The sequence below is a fragment of the Azohydromonas caseinilytica genome (genome assembly GCF_012927045.1).
Lineage (GTDB): Bacteria > Pseudomonadota > Gammaproteobacteria > Burkholderiales > Burkholderiaceae_C > Azohydromonas > Azohydromonas caseinilytica.
Map to the genome: position 1 here is coordinate 19,191 of NZ_JABBFW010000037.1, position 21,150 is coordinate 40,340.

21 protein-coding genes are annotated in these 21,150 nt (G+C 70.3%); 7 read left to right on the plus strand and 14 right to left on the minus strand.

Annotation, left to right across the window (positions count from 1 at the left end; all coding sequences use genetic code 11):
* Positions 1 to 93 precede the first annotated feature (93 nt).
* The 3 genes from HHL10_RS27235 to HHL10_RS27245 all read right to left on the minus strand — a co-directional run bounded on the left by HHL10_RS27235 (position 94) and on the right by HHL10_RS27245 (position 3,370).
* Positions 94 to 753, minus strand: coding sequence for a phage tail protein (locus HHL10_RS27235; RefSeq protein WP_235971828.1), 660 nt, complete (start codon positions 751 to 753; stop codon positions 94 to 96).
* Between the two features lie 170 nt (positions 754 to 923).
* A complete protein-coding gene (locus tag HHL10_RS27240) occupies positions 924 to 1,781 on the minus strand; it encodes an efflux RND transporter periplasmic adaptor subunit (protein WP_169163565.1) in 858 nt (285 codons plus the stop codon).
* 29 nt (positions 1,782 to 1,810) lie between these two features.
* Complete coding sequence (locus HHL10_RS27245) at positions 1,811 to 3,370, minus strand: TolC family protein (RefSeq protein WP_205833245.1); 1,560 nt, start codon at positions 3,368 to 3,370, stop codon at positions 1,811 to 1,813.
* 419 nt (positions 3,371 to 3,789) lie between these two features.
* On the opposite strand from HHL10_RS27245, the gene HHL10_RS27250 reads away from it, so the two are divergent.
* Positions 3,790 to 4,608 carry a septal ring lytic transglycosylase RlpA family protein gene (locus HHL10_RS27250; RefSeq protein WP_235971829.1) on the plus strand — a complete coding sequence of 273 codons (819 nt, stop codon included), beginning with the start codon at positions 3,790 to 3,792 and terminating at the stop codon, positions 4,606 to 4,608.
* Between the two features lie 13 nt (positions 4,609 to 4,621).
* Here HHL10_RS27250 and HHL10_RS27255 read toward each other — a convergent pair whose 3' ends face one another.
* Complete coding sequence (locus tag HHL10_RS27255; RefSeq protein ID WP_169163566.1) at positions 4,622 to 5,560, minus strand: nucleoside hydrolase; 939 nt, start codon at positions 5,558 to 5,560, stop codon at positions 4,622 to 4,624.
* Positions 5,561 to 5,656: 96 nt separating this feature from the next.
* Here HHL10_RS27255 and HHL10_RS27260 point away from each other — a divergent pair, with 96 nt between their 5' ends.
* Positions 5,657 to 5,833, plus strand: a complete 177-nt coding sequence (locus tag HHL10_RS27260) for a hypothetical protein (protein WP_169163559.1) — start codon at positions 5,657 to 5,659, stop codon at positions 5,831 to 5,833.
* 13 nt (positions 5,834 to 5,846) lie between these two features.
* Here the strand turns inward: HHL10_RS27260 and HHL10_RS27265 are convergent, their stop codons facing one another.
* Entirely contained in the window at positions 5,847 to 6,230 is a 384-nt protein-coding gene (locus HHL10_RS27265) for a DUF2628 domain-containing protein (RefSeq protein WP_169163567.1), read from the minus strand.
* Between the two features lie 238 nt (positions 6,231 to 6,468).
* Here HHL10_RS27265 and HHL10_RS27270 point away from each other — a divergent pair, with 238 nt between their 5' ends.
* Entirely contained in the window at positions 6,469 to 6,699 is a 231-nt protein-coding gene (locus tag HHL10_RS27270; RefSeq protein ID WP_169163568.1) for a hypothetical protein, read from the plus strand.
* A 42-nt stretch (positions 6,700 to 6,741) separates the two neighbouring features.
* Here the strand turns inward: HHL10_RS27270 and HHL10_RS27275 are convergent, their stop codons facing one another.
* From HHL10_RS27275 to HHL10_RS27295, 5 genes are all read right to left on the minus strand, one after another.
* Complete coding sequence (locus tag HHL10_RS27275; protein WP_169163569.1) at positions 6,742 to 7,212, minus strand: hypothetical protein; 471 nt, start codon at positions 7,210 to 7,212, stop codon at positions 6,742 to 6,744.
* An 86-nt stretch (positions 7,213 to 7,298) separates the two neighbouring features.
* Entirely contained in the window at positions 7,299 to 9,044 is a 1,746-nt protein-coding gene (locus HHL10_RS27280; protein ID WP_169163570.1) for a PAS domain S-box protein, read from the minus strand.
* Position 9,045: 1 nt separating this feature from the next.
* Complete coding sequence (locus tag HHL10_RS27285; RefSeq protein ID WP_169163571.1) at positions 9,046 to 11,868, minus strand: ATP-binding protein; 2,823 nt, start codon at positions 11,866 to 11,868, stop codon at positions 9,046 to 9,048.
* A gap of 271 nt (positions 11,869 to 12,139) precedes the next feature.
* Positions 12,140 to 12,949: a response regulator transcription factor gene (locus HHL10_RS27290; protein ID WP_169163572.1), complete on the minus strand. Its 810-nt coding sequence runs from the start codon at positions 12,947 to 12,949 to the stop codon at positions 12,140 to 12,142.
* 208 nt (positions 12,950 to 13,157) lie between these two features.
* The gene (locus HHL10_RS27295; protein WP_169163573.1) at positions 13,158 to 13,790 is read right to left on the minus strand and encodes a YbhB/YbcL family Raf kinase inhibitor-like protein; all 633 of its coding nucleotides are present in this window, start codon (positions 13,788 to 13,790) and stop codon (positions 13,158 to 13,160) included.
* A gap of 45 nt (positions 13,791 to 13,835) precedes the next feature.
* On the opposite strand from HHL10_RS27295, the gene HHL10_RS30310 reads away from it, so the two are divergent.
* Positions 13,836 to 14,183 carry a hypothetical protein gene (locus HHL10_RS30310; protein WP_205833246.1) on the plus strand — a complete coding sequence of 116 codons (348 nt, stop codon included), beginning with the start codon at positions 13,836 to 13,838 and terminating at the stop codon, positions 14,181 to 14,183.
* Here HHL10_RS30310 and HHL10_RS27305 read toward each other — a convergent pair.
* The 4 genes from HHL10_RS27305 to HHL10_RS27320 form a co-directional block, all read right to left on the minus strand.
* The gene (locus tag HHL10_RS27305; RefSeq protein ID WP_169163574.1) at positions 14,173 to 15,507 is read right to left on the minus strand and encodes an McrC family protein; all 1,335 of its coding nucleotides are present in this window, start codon (positions 15,505 to 15,507) and stop codon (positions 14,173 to 14,175) included. The two genes, HHL10_RS30310 and HHL10_RS27305, sit on opposite strands and share 11 nt — an antisense overlap.
* A gap of 17 nt (positions 15,508 to 15,524) precedes the next feature.
* On the minus strand, positions 15,525 to 16,682 hold the full coding sequence (locus HHL10_RS27310; protein WP_169163575.1) for an McrB family protein: 1,158 nt from the start codon (positions 16,680 to 16,682) through the stop codon (positions 15,525 to 15,527).
* Between the two features lie 597 nt (positions 16,683 to 17,279).
* Entirely contained in the window at positions 17,280 to 18,389 is a 1,110-nt protein-coding gene (locus HHL10_RS27315; RefSeq protein ID WP_169163576.1) for a PDDEXK nuclease domain-containing protein, read from the minus strand.
* Between the two features lie 57 nt (positions 18,390 to 18,446).
* Positions 18,447 to 19,340 carry a Bug family tripartite tricarboxylate transporter substrate binding protein gene (locus HHL10_RS27320; RefSeq protein ID WP_169163577.1) on the minus strand — a complete coding sequence of 298 codons (894 nt, stop codon included), beginning with the start codon at positions 19,338 to 19,340 and terminating at the stop codon, positions 18,447 to 18,449.
* A 248-nt stretch (positions 19,341 to 19,588) separates the two neighbouring features.
* Between HHL10_RS27320 and HHL10_RS27325 the strand changes: the two genes are divergently transcribed.
* From HHL10_RS27325 to HHL10_RS30810, 3 genes are all read left to right on the plus strand, one after another.
* The gene (locus tag HHL10_RS27325; RefSeq protein ID WP_169163578.1) at positions 19,589 to 20,062 is read left to right on the plus strand and encodes a MarR family winged helix-turn-helix transcriptional regulator; all 474 of its coding nucleotides are present in this window, start codon (positions 19,589 to 19,591) and stop codon (positions 20,060 to 20,062) included.
* A gap of 123 nt (positions 20,063 to 20,185) precedes the next feature.
* A complete protein-coding gene (locus HHL10_RS27330; protein ID WP_169163579.1) occupies positions 20,186 to 20,800 on the plus strand; it encodes a YitT family protein in 615 nt (204 codons plus the stop codon).
* Positions 20,801 to 20,827: 27 nt separating this feature from the next.
* Positions 20,828 to 21,148 (plus strand): hypothetical protein, encoded by a 321-nt coding sequence (locus HHL10_RS30810; protein WP_169163580.1) that lies wholly within the window; start codon positions 20,828 to 20,830, stop codon positions 21,146 to 21,148.
* Positions 21,149 to 21,150 lie beyond the last annotated feature (2 nt).

Here is a 21,150-nt window from a genome sequence, read left to right on the forward strand (position 1 = left end):
AGGCTGCGGGGTGAAGGCAAGAAGGCGCCGCCGGCTCGCTGGGGCCGGCGGTGGGTACTGCGGATGAATCAGGCGCGGCTCACGCCGCCGCCGTCACGGCCGGGGCGGGTAGATGCCGTTGACGGCGATGCAGAAGTTCATGCCCAGCCGCGGGTCGAGCACGCTGACGGGCTGGCTGCCGCCGGTGGCGCCGATGGAGCCGCTGAGCGTGGCCGGCACGGGCACGGCCTTGGCCGCGTTGTAGGCGTAGTAGGCGGGGCTGCCGGCGCCGATCTTGCCGATGGTGTTGGCACCGGCGGCCGGAGCGCCCGTGGCCCCGGCGGTTTCCGTGGTCAGCGCATTGACCGTGACCGAGCCGCCCATCGCGTGGGTGTGGTTGGGCAGCTGGTTGACGGTCAGGGTCGTGGTCTCCACGCCGCTGACCTGGCCCATGAGCACGGGGCTCAAGCCCGGGCCCTGGCCCTGGTTGACCGCGGCCCGGCCGCGCAGGTCGGGCAGCTTGAAGGTGGTGGTGCCGTTGCCGCCGAACTGGGTGCCCAGCAGCGAGAACAGCGCCGTGTTCTGCTGGATCAACAGCTCCTGGCCGTTGGCAGGCAGGAAGTTCGTCGGGCAGAAATTGAAGGCGAAGGTGCAGATCTGGCCGAGGAACGGCGTGTCGGCGCAGGCCTGCGCGCCCAGCGAGGCGCCGCCCAGCACCGCCGCGGCGGCCACCGCGCGCAGCGCGGACTTCATGGAATTCAGTTTGGGGGTCATCCCTGTTTCCTTGTCGTGAGTCAGATGGACAGGCCGGCATCCCAACCGCGATGCCGCCAAAAAATCTCCGTCCCAGGGGGTCGAAGGAGGGAGAAAGAAAAGGCGCGACACGCCGCGTGCATTCCAGGCCGACCGCGGCTGGAGCCCGAGGACAGGGCGCGCCCGCGGATTCACGGCTTGCCCGGCGGCGGTGCCATCAGCACCCGGCCGCTCATGCCGGCCACGAGCTCGCCGAAGCGCCCGTCGATGGCGGCGGCAAGCTTCACGGACTGGCTCACCGGGTCCACCCTGGCGCCGATGCGCTGCACCTTGGCCGGGTAGGTCCTGCCGGTCTCGTCGATGGCGACCTGGAAGCCCGTGCCCGGCGCCAGCCAGGCCAGCCAGCGCGAGGGCACGATGAACTCCAGCTCCAGCACCGAGTCGTCCAGGATCTCCAGCAGCGCCTGGCCGGCCTGCACGTACTGTTGCTCGCGCACCTTCTGCTCGGCCACGCGGCCGGCGAAGGGCGCGGCGGTGGAGCACTTGCCCAGCACCGCCTGGTTGGAGGCCACCTCGGCGCGCGCCTTGGCCACCTCGGCCTCCGACACGTCGAGCTCCACCTTGCCCACCGAGTTGAGCTCGTTGAGGCGCTGGTTGGCGTGCCAGGTCTTCTCGGCCGCCGACAGCGCGGCGCGGGCCTTGTTGAGCTGGGCCTGCTGCAGCGAGCAGTCGAAGCTCACCAGCACCTGCCCGGCGCCGAAGCGCCCGCCCTCGGCCACCGGCAGCCGGCTGACCTTGGCGCCGATCTCCGCGGCCAGCGTGGTGTAGCGCCGCGGCATGAGCTGCGCGCGGATCTCGCGCTTGTCCAGCGCCGGGGCGCTGCCCGCGGGAGGCGCGGCCGGCGCGGGGCGGGCCGCGGCGACGGCGGGCTGCACCGCCGCGGCCGGCACGGGCCTGGCGACGTCGGCCGCCGCCGCGGGCGCGGCGGCCAGCACCCACGCCAGGGCCGATGCCGATACCGCAGCGGCCACCAGGGAACTGCTCTTCATGGGTTGCTTCCTTGCTTCGTGATCGGGCTTCAGCGCACGGCCGGCGCGGCCTCGGCTCGGGCCGGGGCCGGCGGCGTGGCGCCGAGCAGGTCCGTGACCTGGGCCTCGTCCCACTGCCTGAGCGAGGCCGACACCGACTGCGTGAGCTGCGCCAGCGGCACGTCGGGCGCCTCCAGCTCGGGCTCCATGCCCAGCGAGGCCTGCAGCCGCCCGGCCGCGGCCTGCGCCTGCGACAGCGCCTGGTAGCGGCGCAGCTGGCTCAGGATCGCCGCGGTCTGCGCCGCCACCTGCTCCAGCTTGGTCTGGGTCTGCGCCTGCTCGCGCCGCGTGGCGTGGCTGGCCAGGTCGGTGTCCACCTTCCAGATGGTGTCGGCGCGCTCGAGCTGCGCCAGCGCGTTGGCGTACTGCTGGCGCGCCAGGTGCAGCTGCGTGAGCACCGCCATCTGCGTGGCCATGCGGCGCTGCAGCGCCACGGCCTCGCCGGTCTCGGCCAGGCGCTTCTGCGCCGGCGCCGACAGCAGCCCCAGCAGGTTGAATGACAGCTGCAGCCCGGCCTCGCGCCAGTGGTCGTTGATGAGGTAATCGTCGGTGCTGTAGTGCGGGCCGTAGCTGAAGGACAGGCCGGGGAACTGCCGCAGCAGCGCGCGGCGCGTCTCGTCGGCGGCGATGCGGGTGTTGTAGAAGGCCTCGCGCAGGTCCGCGTTGCGCGCGATGGCCAGCTCCTCCATCTTGTCCACCGGCAGCTCCAGCCAGCGCCGGTCCGGCATCTGCGCCGGCTCGACGACGCTGAGGTTGCGCGCCAGCGGCAGGTTCACCAGCGCGGCCAGCTCGATGCGCGCGGTGGAGAGCTCCTGCTCGATGGCTTCGAGCAGCCGCACGTTCTCCAGCAGCTGGCGCTGGTAGCGCAGCGCATCCACCGGGTTGCGCAGCCGCTCGGCCTCGGCCTTGCGCGAGTCGGCCAGCGCCGCCGAGGCCGCGGCCAGCGTGGCGCGCACCTCGCCGCGCAGCTTCTGCGCGCTGGCGGTGCGCCAGAAGGCGGTGCGCACGTCCTGCAGCAGGATGTGCAGCGCCTTGCGCTTGCGTTCCGCGGCAATGAGCACGCGGTCGGCGTTCTGCCGGGTGGCGTAGTAGCTCTGGCCGAAGTCCAGCAGGCTCCAGGTGAACGTCAGGTCGGTGGCCCAGGCCGTGCGCGCGGTGGAGATGAACGGGTCGGATTCGGAGAGCCGGCCGTTGACGGCGTTGCGGCTGCGGGTGATCAGCTCCTCGTCGCGGTGGCGGTAGCCGGCGTTGGCCATCAGCTTGGGCAGCTGCTCGTACCGACCCACGTCGAGCTGGCCCTGGGCCAGCGCCTGCTCCAGCACGCGGGTACGGCGCTCCAGGTTGTACTTGACGGCCCGCGCCATCGCCTCTTCCAGCGTCAGCGCGCCTTGCAGCGGCTCCACGGCGCGCTGCATCTGCTCACGGTCGGCGGCGCTGGTGGCGGTGATCTCGTCCGGCGTCAGGGGCTGGGGCACCAGGGACGCGCAGCCGCTGAGCAGCAGCGCGGCCACGAGGCCCGAGGACAGGGCGAACTTCGAGGAGGTGGTCAAGAAAAACTCCCGGGATACAAGCGGACTGGGCTCCCCGTTCCGTGTCCCGCGCACACCTCGACGCGCCACAGACCAGCCGGCACGACCGGCTCGACGCAGCCGAAACGGAGCAAGTTCTTACACTCCGTCCACAAGCATTGTGAAACTCAGGTAACAGAGAGCAACAAACCCGCTTAGTTTAGGGGTTTATTTCGCCGGTAAACGACCCACGTAAGCGCATGAAAGCAATCGACCACCCATCCGCGCCTGCCGGGGGGCGAGGCATCGTCCTACAGCCCGGCCCGGCGGCGCCTGACCGACGCGCCGCCGGCCCTTGCCGGAGACTGCGGCCCTTGTTGACTGCTGCCGGCCCGGGCCGCCCCGGGGGAACGGCGCCGACGGGCGTCCTCCGCCGCCGGGGCATCGGGCCAACCGATGCCATGAACGCTGCCCGACGCTTCCTCTACCGCTGCATCGCGCTGCTGCCGCTGGCCTGGTCGCTCGGGACCGGCACGGCCCATGGCAAGACCGCCGGGTTGGCCAAGGCGCCCGCGCAGGCCCAGGCCGCGCGCCATGCCGAGGCCGCGGGCCACCACGCCGCCGGCCGCAAGGCCCAGGCACCCGGCGCCGGCCGCGCCAAGGCGGGCGCCCGCAAGAGCTCGGCCGCCCAGCGCACCAAGGCCACGGCCGCCAAGGCACCGGCGGCACGCGCGGCCCAGGCCCGTATGGCATCGGCCAGCAAGGCCAGGGGCACGGCCGTCACACGCAAGGCGGCGTCGGCCAAGGGCGCCACCGTGGCGCGCAAGGCGGCGCCGGCCAGGAGCAGCCCGGTGCAGCGCAGGGCCGCGGCGTCTGGAGCGCGGCTGGACTTCTCGGGGCGCCGACGCGTGGGCGAGGCCTCCTACTACGCGCACAAGTTCGCCGGCCGCAAGATGGCCGACGGCACGCGCATGCGGCTCAACCACCACAACGCCGCGAGCAAGACGCTGCCGCTGGGCACCATCGCCAAGGTCACCAACCTCAAGACCGGCAAGAGCGCGGTGGTCAAGATCCAGGACCGGGGCCCCTTCGTGAAGGGCCGCATCGTGGACCTCTCCCCGGCCACGGCGCGCCAGATCGGCCTCACCGCCCGGGAAGGCGTGGGGCCGGTGGCGGTGACGCCCATCGCCGTGCCGCTGCCCGACGGCAGCGTCAAGCCCGGCGAGGCCGCGCGCGAGCCGATGGCGCGCACGCAGGTGGCGCAGGGGCGCGGCGACTGAAGCAAGAGCCGCCTCAGTCCGCCCGCAGCCGCTCCCGGTACAGCGCCAGCACGGCGTCCGCGTCCACCTCGCGGCACACGCTCTGCGCCGGGCGCGCCGCGGCTGCCTCGTCGAGCCAGGTGCGCCCGACCGTCTCGCCCCGCGTATCGACCCGCACCGGCCCACGCACCAGCCCGAACAGCGCCGGCGCCAGCAGGCAGGCCACCGCCGAGGCGTCGTGCACGTAGAAGCCGTCCTCAACGCCGGTGTCGCGGTGGAAGGCCTGGTAGACGCGGGACATCTCCCAGATCAGCGCCCCCAGCTCGCCGGCCTCCGCGGCCAGCGCGCGCAGGTAGTCGGTCGTCATGATCGTCTGGTGCGTGACGTCCAGCCCGACGATGGTCACCGGCCAGCGCGCCCCGAACACCTCGTCGGCGGCCACGGGGTCGGCGTGGATGTTGGCCTCGGCAAAGGGCGTGACGTTGCCGCCGTGGCCGCGGTGGCCGAAGGCGCCGCCCATCACCACCACCTCCCGCGCCAGGGCGGCGATGTCCGGCGCCTGGCGCAGCGCCAGCGCCAGGTTGGTGAGCGGGCCCACGGCCAGCAGGCTCACCTCGCCCGGATGGCGCCGCAGCGTGTCGATGAGGAACCCGTGCGCGCTCCGGCCGGACACCGCGCGGCCGATGTGGTTTGGCAGCGCGATGTCGCCCAGCGCGTTGTGCCCGTGCACCTGCACCGGCGGCGCGTGCTGCGCCCCGTCCAGCGCGGCCGCCGCGCCGCGATGCACCCCGGCGCGCAGCCCCAGCCGCTCGGCCAGGTAGAGCGCGTTGCGCGTGGTGGTGTCGATGGCGCCGTTGCCGAAGGTGGTGCACACGCCCAGCAGCTCCACCTCCGGGGAGCACGCCAGCAGCATCAGCGCCATGGCGTCGTCCACGCCGGGGTCGGTATCGAAGATGACTTTCTTGGCTTGCATGGCTTGCCCAAGAGTGGAGATGGGACGGCATCTTCCCCGTTGCGGGCGGCACGCGCTGCCACGGGCGGTTTGCTGGCTCGTGGCTCGAAGGTGTCGGTGCCGGCACAAGCCACGCCCGGCGCGGCGCCGGGGCGCCACCACGCCGGCCTGGGCCTGCACATCGCCCAGGACCTGGTGCGCCGCCGGGGCGGCACGCTGACGTTGGGCAACCGCGACGGCGGCGGCCTGCGCGCGCAGGTGAGGCTGCCGCTGGAGGGGCCAGGCGCCGCCTAGCAGCGACCGCGGCTCAGGCCGTGCTGGGCCTGCCCGCCAGCCCGGCCTTGGACATCAGCGCCAGCGCCGCTTCGGCATTGGCCGCGGTCACGGTGTCCGTACGCGTGTAGCCGCGCGACACCAGGTTTTTCTCAAGCCAAGCATTGCCGTTGAGGCCGAAGACGATGGTGAGGATGAAACCAGCCAGGTTGATGACCAAGCCTGCGGCGGGACCGGCGTCGACCAGGCCCAGCACGAAACCCAACGCGAAGGCGCCGCCCAGCACCGCGCCGCCCAACGCCCACTGCTTTTTCGCGAAGGCCCACATGAAGCCGAAGAAGAAAGCGGGCCAGGACCAGCCCTGCTTCACCGCCTCCGCCATGCCGGCCGGGTGGGTGTAGATGTTGAACTGTTTCATGCTTGCTCCATCGCTTGCTTGAAGTGCCAGCGGCGTGTGGCACCGACACGGGCTCGGCCCGGGTGGGCGGGCTTCGCCTTGGCTTGCATGGCTTCAAGGTAGCGGCCAGGCCGCCGACGAGAAAGCGACTGAAGTCATGCGGGCGCCAGGGGCGACGGCCGCTGCCGGCCCCGCAATCCCGCTGCCCCGTTGCAGGCGCAACCGCACCCCCGCCCTGGCCCAGGACCTGCGCACCGCCGTGCTGCGCCGCCGCGCGCTGCAGTGGCTCGCCGCCCCGGGCGGCAGCGCCGCCGGCTTTGCCGGCTGCGGCGGCGGGAGTGACGATGCATCCACCGCCGACGACGCCAGCACCACGGCCGGCGACGGCTCCAGTACCGGCAGCAGCGCCAGCACCTCCTGCACCGCCATTCCCGAGGAGAGCGCCGGCCCTTACCCCGTTGACAGCACTACGAGGCGGTGCTGCAGGTAGGGATGGCAGGCTGAAGCGGGCGTCGCGGCCGTCACACCGCGTTCAGCGCGGGTAGTACAGCATCCGGCCGCCCGGGAGGAACTGGCCCGTCGCCTGGTTCACCACATTCACGTCGCAGAGCACATAGCTGCCGTCCGGCACGTCGAAGTCCCGGTCCATCGTGAAGGTGAAGCTCATCCACTGCAGCAGCACGCGGCCCCGCAGCGTGGCCGCGTAGCTCCAGTGCAGGCCCCAGGGCAGGAGGTTCCCCGACTGCTTCACCCAGCGCGACTGCCGGCTGACGGTGCCGCTGCCCTCCGGGGATCGGGGGGCGAAGTAGGGTTGCTGGATCAAGGCCCGGGTGAAGTACTGCCCGTTGGGGTCCACGTTCCTGATCTCGTTGAAGCAGGTGGTGCGCCAGACCCGCGGCGCGACATTGTCGAATTTCAGCCAGCGCGTGTAGTCGTCACCTTCCGCGGCCCAGGCCAGGGGTGCGAGGGCGGACAGCATCAGCGCAAGAGCACTCTTCTTCATGATTCCTCCGCCATTGAGCGCCACGGGCGGAATGCCCATGACTTCTCAACCATAGGCGGCGGAATGGGGGCGTAAAGCTCCGCGCTTCAGCCGATCGGCGCGGCGGCGAGGTGGTCGGCGGCCGCGTCCTCGTCGCGCTCGTGGGCGCGGCGCATGTAGCCCGTCCACACCAGCGAGCCGTCGGGCTGCGGCACCGGCGCCGAGCAGCGCAGCAGGCACGGCATGGCCTCGACGGCGCCGGGCAGCCGCGCCTGCCAGCGCGCGGTCCAGGGGCTGCGCTCCGCGGCCGAGCGCTCGATGGAGCTGATCAGCGACGCCAGCCCGGCCGGGTCCACCGTCGAGAACCACAGGTTGATGTTGGCGCGCAGCGCCTCGGCGCCGCAGCCCAGCAGCTCCGCCACCTTCGGGCTCATGTACGGGAAGTCGTAGCGCCCCTGCGGCCCGCGCCGGAATTGGAACACCACGAACGGCAGCTGTGCCGAGAGCTGCTCCAGGATGTGGCCCTGGCGGATGGAGGCGCGGTCCTCCTGGCGGATCTGCTCGACCTTGCGCAGCAGCCGCGACACGTCGCGCACGAAGGTGACGGTGCAGGGCCGCCCCTCGTAGATCAGGCTGCTGAGGCTGATGGTGGCGCTGAAGACCTCGCCGTTGCGGCGCAGGCAGCTCAGCGCGCGCTCCTCCGTGCCCATCGGGCGCGTCTGCGGCGCGGCCTGGTGCAGGCTGCGCGCGCGCACATGGTGCTCGCGCAGGTTGTCCGGCATCAGCGCCTCCACCTGCAGCCCGGCCAGGTCGCCCGGCCCGTAGCCGAACATCACTTCCGCGCGCTGGTTGGCCTTGAGCACCCGGCCCTGGTGATCGACCACGAAGATGCCGTCGGGCGAGAGGTTGAAGAAGGCCTCGAACTGCGCCTTGGCCACCTCCAGCGCCCGCATCTGCGCCTGCTGCTCGCGGTTGACCTGCTCCAGCCGGTCATGGGCCTCGCGCAGCCGCGCGTTGGTCTGGGCCAGGTCCTCGCTGAGCTCCTGCACGCTGAAGCCCTGCCCATGGGCAGGCGCCGCCAGGAACACGCGCAGGATGCCGTAGCCCAGCACCGAGAAGCCCACCGCGAACAGCCCGTGCGCCAGCCACCACTGGTGGTTCCAGGGCCTGGCCAGCAGGAAGCCCAGCGACGAGGAGCCGAACCAGACGAAGGCCAGCGCGGCGTATTGCATCAGCGGCGAGCGCAGCCGCCGCCCCAGGTGCAGCGCCAGCGCCGCCACGTAGAGCGCGATGGAGCCGATCTCCATCGACATGCGCAGCCACGGCGCGCCGGCCACGGGGCTGTGGGCCACCACGCCCACGGCCACGTTGAGCGCCAGGAACAGCCCCAGCCAGCGCAGCCACGGCCCGGCCGTGCGCCACGCCGGTGCGTCGGGCGCGGCGTGGAAGCGCAGCAGCGCCGTCAGCAGGCAGGCGCTCAGCACCAGGCGCGACGCCGGGCCGTACAGGATGAACAGCCACAGGTTGTGCTGCGCCAGCGGCGTGAAGAAGCCGTGCAGCGAGTACACGACCGTGAAGCCGGTGAAGCCCAGCGTCACCCAGCGCAGCAGCGCCTGGCCCGAGCGCAGGTAGCAGCGCCAGGCGACGTAGGAGATGAAGGCGCCTTCAAGCGTGGCCAGCGCGATGGCGGCCTGGTGGAAGGCATGGTCCTCGAAGCGCAGCGCCGGGTCCTGGAAGCACTGCAGGTACGCGATGGCCAGGGCGGGCAGCAGGCACAGCGCCAGCTCGAAGGCACGGCGCACCGCGTCGGCCCAGAAGACCGTGCGGCGCAGCGCGGCATCGGCAGTCGTCATCTCAGCTCACCTCCCCCGTTGGTGTTCGTGTTTCTGCCGGTGCGCTCGCCTGCGGCCGCGGGCGGGTGGCCTCCAGGTCGGCCAGGCCGGCGCGGGCGCCGTCCAGCAGCGCCTCGGTGGCCTGCGCCAGCGCCTCCACCGGCCCTGCCTCCAGGCGGCCGGTGGTGCGCAGCTGCTGGTCCAGCCGCTCGGCGGCCTCGCGCGCGGGCGCGGCGAACACCGTGGCGCACAGCCCGCGCAGCCGGTGCGCCAGCCGGCCGGCCTCGGCCGGGTCCATGTCCGCCAGGCAGCGGCGCAGCCGCTGCGGCGTGGGCCCGTGCTCGGCCAGCAGCGTCTCCAGGATCATCCGTACCGAGGCCGGGCGGCGCAGCCGCTGCCACAGCGCGCCCCAGTCCAGCACCGGTGCCGCCTGCGGGTCCGCGGCCGGGGCGGCACGCACCGCCGGGGCCGGAGCGGGCGGCGATGGCGGCAGCCGCTGCGCCCGGCGGCCCAGCAGCGCCAGCAGCGCCGTGCACAGCGGGTCCACGTCCACCGGCTTGGTGATGTGCTCGTCCATGCCGGCGTCCAGGCAGCGCTGGCGCTCCTGGGGCAGCGCGTAGGCCGTGATGCCCACGATGGGCAGTTGCGGGCGCAGCGCGCGGCAGCGGCGCGCGGTGTCGTAGCCGTTGAGGCCGGGCATCTGCACGTCGGTGAGGAACAGGTCGAACTCCTCGCCCGCCTCCAGCAGCGCCAGCGCCGCCAGCCCGTTGTCGGCGATGCGGCAGCGCGCGCCCTCCTGCTCCAGCAGGTCCTTGAGCACCCACTGGTTCACCGCGTCGTCCTCCGCCGCCAGGATGCGCAGGCCGCGCAGCCGCTGCAGCCCCGGCATCGACGCGTCGGGCACGGGCGCGGCGCGCTCCTCCGGCGGCGGCGCCTCGTCGAAGGGAATGCGCAGCGTGAAGCACGAGCCGTGGCCGAGCTGGCTGGCGACCTCGATGCTGCCGCCCATGCGGTCCACGATGCGCTTGGCGATGGACAGCCCCAGCCCCGTGCCGCCGAAGCGCCGCGTGGTGGAGGCGTCGCCCTGCGTGAAGGGCTGGAACAGCTGCTCCAGCTGCACCGGGCTCATGCCGATGCCCGTGTCCTGGATGGCGAACAGCAGCCAGCGCCCATGGGGCAGCCTCGACACCGTCATGTGTACGCTGCCCTGCTCGGTGAACTTGATGGCGTTGCCCAGCAGGTTGACCAGCACCTGCGTCAGCCGCGTCTCGTCGGCCAGGATGCCCTGGGGCAGGTCCGCGCCGCAGCTCACGCCGAACTCCAGCCGCTGCTGCTGCGCCCGGTGCGCGGTGAGGCGCATGGCACGCTGGATCACGGCCGACAGCCGCACCGGGCGCGACTCCAGCTCCAGGCGCCCGGCCTCGATCTTGGCCATGTCCAGGATGTCGTTGACCAGCGCCAGCAGCAGCCGCCCGGAGTCGTGGATCTGGCGCAGGTAGGCCTGGGCCGGCACGGCCTGCGCGTCGCGCAGCGCAATCTGCGACACGCCCAGGATGGCGTTGAGCGGCGTGCGGATCTCGTGGCTCATGCTGGAGAGGAACTCGGTGCGCGCGCGCGCGGCCTGCTCGGTCTGCAGCATCGAGTGGCGCAGCGCCTCGGTGCGCTCCTCCACCAGCGCGGCGAGGTGGTCGCGGTGCTGCGCCAGCTCCAGCCCCACCAGCTGCTCCTCGGTGATGTCCTGGATGTGGCCGACCCAGCGGCAGCTGCCATCGGGCTCCACCACCGGCACGGAGGACTCGCCGCGATGCCAGCGCCGGCCCTGGTTGGGCAGCACCACCTGCCACTGCGCCTTCCAGGGCGTGAGGCTGGCGCAGGAGCGCTCCAGCGCGGCCATGAGCTGCTCATGGTCCTTGGGCACGATGCGCGCGAAGCCCAGCTGCGCGTCCTGCAGCAGCTCCGCGGCGGTGAGCTCGAAGATCTGCGCCGCGCCGCTGCTGGCGAAGGTGAAGCGGTACTGGCCCGCGGGCGTGCGCAGCAGTTGCCAGGCCAGTCCCGGCACCTGAGAGGTGACGTCTTCGAGCAGCTGCGTCTGGCGCCGCAGCAGCTGCCGCGGCTGCACCAGCAGGTGCTGGTTCACGATCCACAGCAGCAGCCAGTAGCTCCACGACTTGAGGATGTGGGCCGTGGCCTCCAGGAAGCCGCGCGTGGGCGGATGGGCCGCGAGCATCAGCTCACCCAGCATCAGCAGCGCGACGACCATGAGCAGCGACCGGCACAGCGCGGCGCCCAGCGCGGCACGGCGCTGGAACAGCAGCCAGGCCGCCCCGGCATACAGGATCAGCAGCAGCCATTCCCAGGCGATCCTGAAGACCGAGAAGGCCTCGCCCCCGGGCTGCAGCCGGGGCCACGCGTCCACGCGCACCAGCACGACCAGCAGCAGCGCGGCGGCGGGGAATCCCGGCGCCCCGAGGCGCCTGAAGGCGCCCCCGCCGGCGCACACGGGCGCCAGCAGCAGCGCGGTGGCCTGCAGCGTGCGCGCGCCCAGCGACAGCAGCAACGGCGCCTCGGCGGGAAAGCCGCCCAGGTCCAGCATGCGTTCCTGGAGCGCGGAATGCAGCACGTCGATGACCGCGGCCCAGAAGAAGCCCGTGGCCGCGCATCGCATGGAGGCGTGGCGTGCGCGGTCGAAGCCCTGGCGCGTGATCAGCAGCAGCGCCGCGCCCATGGTCAGCGGCAGCAGGTCGGCCATGCCGTGGAACCACGCCGGATCGAACAGGTGCAGGCCCGTCAGCAGCAGGCCCAGCAGCAACGGAGAAACCAGCTGGCCCCCGCTGGGCAGGGCCACGTCGTCCTCATCTCCTGGCAGCGGGGCGGCGACTGGTTTCATCCTGAACCGGCAGTTCAGCGCATACGCGGCGGCGGCGCGCTCGCGAGCCGTTGCCGGCCAAAACCGGCCCGCGATTCCCTGGACGGAAAATTCATCATAGGAGCCCGCTCCAAGGCCGGGCCGCGCGCGGGCGCGAAAAGCGTGAAATAGGTGGCAATTTCAAGGCCGTGCACCGCGACGCGGCCGGGACCGGAAACGAAACCGGCCCGCGCGCCGGCCGCGCCCGGGCTTAATCCTCGATGACACGCACGCCGGCGGCGCGGCGGTATTCGCTGGGCGTCATGCCGAAGCGTGCGCGAAAAGCATTGGTAAACGCCGCGGCCGACTGGTAGCCAATATGCTGGCCAATCTGGTTGAGCTGCTGGCTGGTGTGCAGCAGCCGGAAACAGGCTTCGCGGTGGCGCTCCTCGCGCAGCCAGGCATATACCGCCACGCCGACCTGGCGGCGGAATTCATGGCTCAAATGGCGCTGCGTGGTGCCCACGCGCTGCGCCAGTTCCGCCAGCGAAGGCGGATTGGCCATTTCGCGGATCAATATGGACTGCGTCTGGCCGACGAGCCGCTCCTCCCAGCGCGGGCCGCTGCCTTCCGCCACCCGCGCCTCGGGCGCCTCGGGCGCCTCGGGTAAGGTTTCCTCCTCGCCGCCGCGCGACGCGCCGGACTGGTGCAGGCGCAGATGCACCCGCGCCCGCGCCAGCACCTCCTCGGGATCGAAGGGTTTGACGATGTAATCCACCGCGCCGGCCTCGAAGGCGGTCAATTTGTCGTCGATATGGTTCGATACCGTGAGACAAATGACCGGAATGTGACTCAGCGTGGGATGCGCCTTGAAGAGACGAATCGTCGCCTGCCCGTCGATCTCCGGCATGTAGAGATCGACCAGGATCAGATCGGGCGGCTTGGCGACGGCCTTGGTCAGGCCGTCGCGGCCGTCGAGCGCTGCAAAAACCCGGTAATCGTGTTGGCGCAGGATGGCAGCCAAAAACTGGATTTGCTTCGGATCGTCGTCAATGAGCAGGATGGACGCACTGCTGACCATGGCCTTGAACGTAGAACTGCTTTTGATATAAAAAAATCTGCCAGCAATCGCAACCGCTAGCGATGGCCATTCGAAAGAAAATACGCCGGCCAGTATAAGCCTGGGTGGTCACGAATCTCGGCCGGCGCCTGGAATTTGTGGACCATGCCCTCCATGGCGATTCGAGGCGCATGCCGCGCCGGTGTGCGGCCGGCGCTGGCGGGGGCTTTCATGGCGCGCCGAGGTCCGAGCGCACCGGCGCGGTGGCGCCCGCGTCGTCGCGCACGCTGGTGTCGTGGCGCTCGTAGGTGCCGATGAGGCAGCCGCTGGCGATGGCGTGCTGCTCCAGCGCCTGCAGCACCGCCTCGCGCCCGGGCGTACCGCTCCACGCCACGCCCGGGCCCAGCGCGAAGAGCTGGAAGGCGTAACGGTGCACGCCGTGGGCCGGCGGCGGGTCGGGCGGAATCCAGGCCGTGCGCAGGTAGGAGTTGCGGCCGAGCTGCAAGCTGGCGTCCTCCTCGCCGTTGAGCGCGCCCTCGGGCAGGTAGACCTCCTGCGGCGGGATGTCGTAGGCGATGGCGTGCACCAGCGGGTGCGGCGTGGGCGAGTCGGCATCCTCGACCAGCAGCAGCAGCGACGCGGCGTTGGCGGGCACGCCCGACCACTGCAGCGGCGGCGAGTGGCCCTCGCCGTCGGCGGTGAAGCGCGGCGGCAGCGGCGCGTGGTCCGCGAAGGCCAGGCTCGTGACCTGGATCGCGCCCTGCCCCACGGGCAGCCGCACGCGCACGAAGGCGGTCTGGTCCAGCCCCGCGCGCTGCCCGCGCAGCGCGGCACCGACGAGATCAGGCAGTTTTTCCAGCATGAACGGGTCTCCGGTCGGAATCCTCGCTGCGGCAAGCGGCGGGCCGTGGTTCCCGCCGCCAAGACGCTGGCGCTGTGCGGCGGCGAGGCCGGGCTGCCCGGGCTGAAGCAGGTGGTGGCGACGCTGGTGCGCGAGGTGCTGGAGCGCAAGTCCGGCAGCCACGCCGAAGGCGCCATGCCGGTGCCGATCTTCGATCCGCTGGCGGCCATGGTCATGGTCGGCGACTTCCAGGCCTGCCAGGCGAGCGAGGCCTTCCTGGAAGTGCTCACCGAGGCGGGCGCCGAGTGCGGCCCCACCCGCGTCGCCGCCGCGGGCTCCCGGAAGATCCCGTTGCTGCAGGGCGTCTCGGCCAAGACTTTAGGCGACCGGTTTGCCGCGGTGATCAACGGCTGAGCGTGGGATCGGCAGCGCCGGCGCCTTGAGGCAGCAGGTGCGCGGCAAAGGGCGCGTCGGCAGGCAGCTGCAGTTGGCGGCGGCGCAGGCAGAAGGGCAGCACCCAGAGCCGCAGTTCCCGGCTCTCCGAGAACTGGAACACCGGCAGCGGCCGGTCGAAGCCCGGCGTGAGGGGATGGATCAGCACCACGTCGCCGCGCCCGCCCAGGTAGCCGTGCCCGTAGGCGTGCAGTTGGTAGAAGTCCGCCTGCGCCAGGCCGTACTTGCGCTTGGCATCGGCCCGGCCGGCATCGAGCAGCTTCCACTTGGTGTCGAGCACGATCCGGTCGGTGCCGCCTTCGCGGACCAGCAGGTCCGGCTGCAGCCGGAACCAGCGCTGCTCCCGGTGCTGGACCAGGTGGCGGCTGCGCGCCTGGGCTTTCAAGTGGCGCCGCGGCGCCAGCTGCCGCGCCAGGTGCTTGGCGACGAAGGCCTCGAACAGCGCTTCCATCGGGAACAGCAGCGAGGGCGCGTCGTGCGCTCCGGCGCCGGTCAGGGGCGAGGCCTCTTCCAGGATCAGGCGAGCCCAGGCCAGCGCGTCGGCGTAGTGGCCCATGCCGCGGTCCAGGCGCACGCGCTGGAAGTCGCGCGCCGGCTGCGCCGAGGGCGCGATGTCCGCGAACACGAAGCACAGCTCGCGCGCGAGCTTCTGGCTGGATTGCGTGGCCGACAGCGCCAGCACCCGGCGCAGCGCCGCATGGAGCAGGCGGTTCTCCGGCCGGTCGGGGGAGAACTCGTCGTGCGCGGTAAAGAAGCGGTCGGCCCGGCACAGGTTGTGGCGCAGCTGCTGCGCCATGAGCAGCTTGCCGCGCAGCGCCGGCAGGTTGTCCTCGCGCGTCACGTAGTCGCTGCGCAGGCCGCGCTTGACCACCCGCTCCACGGTCCCAAGGAACTCGGCGATGAACACCTCCAGCAGCGGCATGCGCCTGGCCGCGAGGTGCGCGCTGTCGGCGCGGATGTGCCTGAAGCCTTCCAGGCAGCGCAGCATGTCGATCAGCAGCTCGCGCGCCTCGCCGGCATTGCCGCCCGGCGCCTTGCCCAGCTTGGGCAGCACCTCGATCTGGAAGCCGCCCGGGGCACGGATGACGCCGACATGGCTCGTCACCTGGATCGCCTCGCGGCCCCGGCGCAGCGCCGGCCGCAGCCAGGCGGCCTCGCCCTCCTGCGAGGCCCGCAGGCAGCGGGACTTCAGCCAATTGAAAACCTCGGCGGGCACTTCGGGGCCGCCCTGGCCCTCGCCTTCGCGGCAGAGGGCGTCGAACTCGAAAACAGTCAGGAGGTTCATGGCCGCGTGCCGGGCGCTCAAGGGGCCGTGGGGGCGTAGATGCCGATGTAGGCACGCGGTTTTCCAAAGGCCTCTGGCTGCAACGCATAGCGCGGCTTGGCGGCATAGCTTTCGAGACCATGGTTGTGGCCGAACAGCCCATCAAGGTCGCCCTCAGTCTCCTCGCTCGCGGTCACGAAGCAGGTGGCCGGATCGCGCTTCTGGTTGTCGGCCAGCACAAGGCGAATCTTCTGCCAGTCCTCGAAGAAATATTCCTCCAGCAGAGGCAAGATTTTTGCCTTGAATATTTCGCCGAGCGCTTTGAACCGCTTTTCGTCGTCTCCAATGTCGTTCAGCGGCGTGAAATAGGCATGGCCGATGGTGTGGTCGCGGTCATACAGCGCCTCGATGCGCTGATTCATGCGCTCCAGCATGAGGCGCACGTCGATGACCAGCTCGCCATGCCTGATTTTCAAATTGCTGAGCGGGGCGTCCGGTTCGGTGCTGGTATCAGGCATGCACGGCACGAACTCGAAACGCCGCCGCAGCGCGGTATCTAGCAGCGCCAGCGAACGGTCGGCCGTGTTCATGGTGCCGATGATGTCCACGTTGGGTGGCACGGAAAATGGCTCACCTGAATATGGGAGCGTGACCGTCACGGCATGTTCGGCACCCTCACGCTTGTCAACCTCAATAAGCGTGATCAGCTCGCCAAAAATCTTGCTGATGTTGCCGCGGTTGATTTCGTCGATGACCATGGCGAAGCGTTGGTGCGGTGCTTTTCGAGCGTCGGCACACAGCTTCTTGAAAACACCACCTCGAATCTCGTAGCGGATTCCGTCTGCCTCGCTGCCGGTCTGAGCTTCCTCCTTGGTGCCCTCCTCATTCTGGTTCTTCAAGACCGGCCTGATGCCCTCAACGAATTCCTCGTAGCCATAGGACTGGTGGAAGGTGACGAAGCTGTAGCGCTTCTGGTCCGTGCCGGCATCGGTGTAAATGGCTCTCAGCAGCTCGGGAAGCCGCCAAGTTTTCCCAGTCCCTGGAGGACCGTAATAAATGCGATTGGTGGGCACCGTCAATTGCGGCATCTCGCCTGCCTTTTTAGCCCAATCCTGCTTCTCTCCCTCATCTGCCTTTTCCGAAAGATCCGCTTCGCTCCCTAAGGTAATCAGGAACCTTAATTGCTCAAGACTCATGTCAAAATAAGGCTGCAAAAAAGTTCTTTCGTACTCCCCAAGATCGCCATCAGGGACTCGCCAAAACGTAGAATTTCCACTGGGAGACCATTTTTTCCGATGTTCTTTATATGGCTTATTATGAGTCGCAAGTTTTAACACCCGATATTTTCTCTGAACCCAATTGCTACCCTTTTTGCTGACAGCAACATCGGACACAAACTGACCAATTAACTGCGGCCTATTGCCATAACAGAGATGAAAAAGCGTGCCCGGACCAGCATTCAAAAAATTGGACCCCTGGTTAAAACCAGTTTTTTACCCATCACCGCCAATTTTTTGACCAGGTATTCTCTTCGCTCCGCGGCAGTAAATCCGCTACCATGAGAAAGCTTCCAAATTTCGAGTTTATTTTCAGGTATTTCTTAGACTCCCTCCACATCCGTCCCATGCTCCGCCAGCCAATGCTTGCGGAGTAACAAATCCGGCATCGCCCGCTCCACCCGCAGCCAGAAATCCGGCGCCTGGTGCGGTTCGTGCCAATGCACCACCACGTATTCGGCACCGCGAGCCGCGAATCAAGCCCAGCGGAGGATTCCAGCGCCGACAGCGGCCACATCAACCCCGTTCCGGGTCGTCCTTCGGCTCGTCGATCGCTCCGGCCAGTTCCTGCTCGATCTGTTCGATGCTGGGCAGCCCGGTCTGCAGCGTTTCAGGCAGCGACGCCACCAGCTGGTATTCGGCGATGCCCATGGGCTGGCTGCTATCACGCAGCGCGTACTCGGCCACCACCTTGTTCCTGCTCTTGCACAGCAGCAGCCCGATGGTCGGCGCGTCGTGCTCGCTCTTGAGCTGGGCGTCCACGGCCGTAAGGTAGAAGCCGAGCTGCCCCACCTGCTCGGGTCTGAACTTGCCCGCCTTGAGCTCGATCACCACGTAGCGGCGCAGCTTCAGGTGATAGAAGAGCAGGTCGATGAAGAAGTCCTCGCCGCCGACCTCCAGCGGCACCTGCCGGCCGACGAAGGCAAAGCCGGCGCCCAGCTCCAGCAGGAAGCGGGTGACGTGCTTGATCAGCGCGTCCTCCACCTCGCGCTCCTGCGCTTCTTCGGTCAGGCCCAGGAAGTCAAGGCGGTAGGGGTCCTTCAGCGATTCGCGCGCCAGGTCGGAGTCGGGTTTAGGCAAGCGCTGCTCGAAGTTCGTGACCGCTTGGCCGGAACGGCCTCGCGCATCCAGTTCGATCTGGATGGCCAGCACGTTGCGCGACCAGGTGTGCTCAATGGCCTTGGCGGCGTACCAGCGGCGCTCTTCGTGGGTCTTCAGCTTGTCCAGCAATGTCAGCTGGTGATACCAAGGCAATTGTGCAAGCACCCCTTGCACAAATTCAGGCTCGGGCCAGGCCTGGGCGAAGGCGCGCATGTATTTCAAGTTGCGCGGTGAAAAGCCCTTCATGTCCGGAAAGGCTGTGCGCAGGTCGTGGGCCAGGCGCTCGATCACCTTGGCGCCCCAGCCCTCACGCGCCTGCCGCTGCAGGATGTCGCGGCCGATATGCCAGTACAGCAGCACCAGTTCCCGGTTCACCGCCAGCGCCGCACGCTGCTGTGCGGCGTGGATGCGGTTTTTCAGCTCCGCAAGCCATTCGGCATAGCCGCCGGGCGGTGGAGTGAGCGAAACGGGGGATCGATCAGCAGTCACGGGCAGCCGTCCGGCGTTCGGCAGGGAAGCCGCCATTGTTCCTCACTGACCCGCCCAACCCATGCCATCCCTGCGGCGCAGCAAGACGTCGCCCTACTCCCCCACCAGCCCCGCCTGCCGCACCACCTCGCCCCACTTGCGCTGCTCGGCGGCGATGAAGGTGCGGAAGGCGGCTTCGTTCATCTCCAGCAACGGGATCTCGCCCGTGGCGATGAAGGGGCTCATCACCTCGGGGTCGGTGAGCACCACGTGCAGGGCGGCGGCCAGCTTGCGCATCACCGCCTCGGGCGTGCCCGTGCGCACGCCGATGCCCGACCAGCTGGTCGCCTCGGCCCCGCGCCAGCCGGCCTCGGCGATGGCGGGCACCTCGGGCAGCAGCGCCAGGCGGCGGCGCCCCAACGTCACCAGCGGGCGCAGCCGCCCGGCGTCGAGGTGCGGCTTGAGCGGCAGCACGTAATCGAACACGGCATCGAGGCGTCCGCCCAGCAGGTCCTGCAGCGCCGCCGCCGAGCCCTTGTAGGGCACCTGCAGGAACTTCACGCCCGACTCGCGCGCCAGCAGCATGCCGGCCAGGTGCGTGCTCGTGCCCGGGGCGGAGGAGCCGACGTTGAGCTGGCCAGGGCGCCGGCGCGCCGCCTCCAGGAAGTCGGCCAGCGTGCGGTACGGGCTGGCAGCATCGACCACCAGCAGTGCGGAGGACTGCAGCAGCCCGTGCACGGGAATGAAGTCGCGCAGCGGGTCGTAGCGCAGCTGGCGGTACAGCGCCGGGTTCACCGCCATCGGGCCGGTGGAGATATAGAGCAGCGTGTAGCCGTCGGCCGGCAGCCGCGCGGCCAGCTCGGTGCCCAGCGAGCCGGCCACGCCGGGATGGTTCTCGACGATGACGGGCTGTCCAAGCTGCCGCCCCAGCGCCGCGGCCACCGCGCGCGACACCAGGTCCGTCACCCCGCCGGGCGGGAAGGGCACGATCCAGGTGATGGGTTTCATGGGCCACTCCTCTGCCATGGCGGGTGCTGCATGAAGCAGCGACATCACGAGCACCGCGGCAAGCCATCGACGCATTCCGGCCCTCTGCGCTTCCTGGCGACGGCGCATGGTAGTCCTCGGAACACCCCGGGCAGCGCGCCGAGGCCCTGCCCGGAGAGCGCCCGGGTAACCGCCGGTATCGCCTTGGCCGGGACCGCGACGGCGTGCCGCGCGGCCGCCCTGCCGACCCCCCTGGCTACACTCCCCCGATGCCCCCCCGCCACGACACCGAGAAGAAGACTCCGGGCATCGATCAGAGCTGTCTCCAGCACCTGCTGGGCTACCAGATCGCCCGGGCCGACATCACCACCCGCCGCGCCTTCAGCGAGCACATCGGCAAGCCGCTGGAGCTCAGTCCCGTGGAGTTCAGCTGCCTGGTGCTGCTGGCCTTCAACCCCGGCGCCACGCCCAAGCAGCTCGCCACCGCGCTGGCCATGGTCGCGCCGGCCGTGACGGTGCTGCTGGACCGGCTGGACAAGCGCGGGCTCATCGAGCGCGTGCGCAGCGACAGCGACCGCCGCGCCCAGCACGTGACGCTCACTCCCGCGGGCACCGAGCTCGCGCTCAAGGCGCATGCGCAGTCGCTGGACATGGAGCGCGAGGTGGTCACCGCGCTGAGCGCGGCCGAGCGCGCCATCCTGGTCGAGCTGCTGCAGAAGGTGGCCCGCGCGGCGCAGCCCTGAGGCCCGCGCCGGGCCGCGGCCGATGCGCGCCGGCTTGAGGCCGCTCAAGACACGCCGGGCGCCGGCTGCGCACCATCGGCGCCTGCGGCGCGCTGCGCCGTCGTCTCCCCGAAGAAGTACCCCATGCACTCCCCCTCCCGTGCCCTGCTCATGCACCGCCATCGCGACGACCTGATGGCGCTGCTGACCGGGGCCCTGTTCCTCTCGCTCGGCCTGGTGCTGTTCCGCAAGGTCGGGCTGCTCACCGGCGGCACCGCGGGCCTGGCTTTCCTTGGGCACTACGCCTCGGGCTGGTCCTTCGGCACCTGGTTCTTCGTCATCAACCTGCCCTTCTACGCGCTGGCCTGGCAGCGCAAGGGCGCGGAGTTCACGCTCAAGACGCTGGTGTCCGTCAGCGCCATCTCGGTGCTCAGCGACTGGCTGCCGCGCTGGATAGCCATCGCGCACGTCGAGCCGCTGTACGCCGCGGTGATGGGCGGCACGCTCATGGGCTGCGGCATGCTGGTGCTGTTCCGCCACCAGGCCAGCGTGGGCGGGCTGGGCATCCTGGCGCTGGTGCTGCAGGAGCGCGGCAAGGTCAACGCCGGCACCTTCCAGATGGCGGTGGACGCGCTCATCGTGCTGGCCGCGCTGGCGGTGGCCGACCTGCGGCAGGTGGCGCTGTCCATCCTGGGCGCCGTGATGTTGAACCTGGTGCTGGCGCTCAACCACCGGCCCGGGCGCTACATGGCGGCCTGAGGCGCGGCGCTTGCCCACGCGCCGGGCATGAAGTACCCGGTGACGCCCGACGGCCGCTACTTCGTGGTGCGCGGCCGGTTGTGGCGCTGCACGAACCCGAAGCTCGACGCGGCCGAGCGGCTGCGCCTCACCCGCGAGCTGATGCAGGCGCGCAGCGCCGTGCGCCGTGCCCTGCGCGACGCGGACCCGGCCGCGCTGGCGCAGGCCCGCGCGCGGGTGCACGCCGCCAAGGTGGCATTGGGCGAGCGCGGACCGGTGTGGTGGGACGACGGCGCGCCGGACTACAACCGGCGCCTGGCGCGGAACACGCCGTACCGCGACTGGTACGCGGCGCTGGACTCGGCGTAACG

Bases quoted from the DNA above. Each gene is read 5' to 3' on its own strand.
- HHL10_RS27330 (WP_169163579.1), top strand. From the start codon at position 20,186: ATGCACTCCCCCTCCCGTGCCCTGCTCATGCACCGCCATCGCGACGAC.
- HHL10_RS27255 (WP_169163566.1), bottom strand. From the start codon at position 5,560: ATGCAAGCCAAGAAAGTCATCTTCGATACCGACCCCGGCGTGGACGAC.
- HHL10_RS27235 (WP_235971828.1), bottom strand. From the start codon at position 753: ATGACCCCCAAACTGAATTCCATGAAGTCCGCGCTGCGCGCGGTGGCC.
- HHL10_RS27250 (WP_235971829.1), top strand. From the start codon at position 3,790: ATGAACGCTGCCCGACGCTTCCTCTACCGCTGCATCGCGCTGCTGCCG.
- HHL10_RS27320 (WP_169163577.1), bottom strand. From the start codon at position 19,340: ATGAAACCCATCACCTGGATCGTGCCCTTCCCGCCCGGCGGGGTGACG.
- HHL10_RS27280 (WP_169163570.1), bottom strand. From the start codon at position 9,044: ATGACGACTGCCGATGCCGCGCTGCGCCGCACGGTCTTCTGGGCCGAC.
- HHL10_RS30810 (WP_169163580.1), top strand. From the start codon at position 20,828: ATGAAGTACCCGGTGACGCCCGACGGCCGCTACTTCGTGGTGCGCGGC.
- HHL10_RS27275 (WP_169163569.1), bottom strand. From the start codon at position 7,212: ATGAAGAAGAGTGCTCTTGCGCTGATGCTGTCCGCCCTCGCACCCCTG.
- HHL10_RS27290 (WP_169163572.1), bottom strand. From the start codon at position 12,949: ATGGTCAGCAGTGCGTCCATCCTGCTCATTGACGACGATCCGAAGCAA.
- HHL10_RS27305 (WP_169163574.1), bottom strand. From the start codon at position 15,507: ATGAACCTCCTGACTGTTTTCGAGTTCGACGCCCTCTGCCGCGAAGGC.
- HHL10_RS27295 (WP_169163573.1), bottom strand. From the start codon at position 13,790: ATGCTGGAAAAACTGCCTGATCTCGTCGGTGCCGCGCTGCGCGGGCAG.
- HHL10_RS27240 (WP_169163565.1), bottom strand. From the start codon at position 1,781: ATGAAGAGCAGTTCCCTGGTGGCCGCTGCGGTATCGGCATCGGCCCTG.
- HHL10_RS27315 (WP_169163576.1), bottom strand. From the start codon at position 18,389: ATGGCGGCTTCCCTGCCGAACGCCGGACGGCTGCCCGTGACTGCTGAT.
- HHL10_RS27325 (WP_169163578.1), top strand. From the start codon at position 19,589: ATGCCCCCCCGCCACGACACCGAGAAGAAGACTCCGGGCATCGATCAG.
- HHL10_RS27265 (WP_169163567.1), bottom strand. From the start codon at position 6,230: ATGAAACAGTTCAACATCTACACCCACCCGGCCGGCATGGCGGAGGCG.
- HHL10_RS27310 (WP_169163575.1), bottom strand. From the start codon at position 16,682: ATGAGTCTTGAGCAATTAAGGTTCCTGATTACCTTAGGGAGCGAAGCG.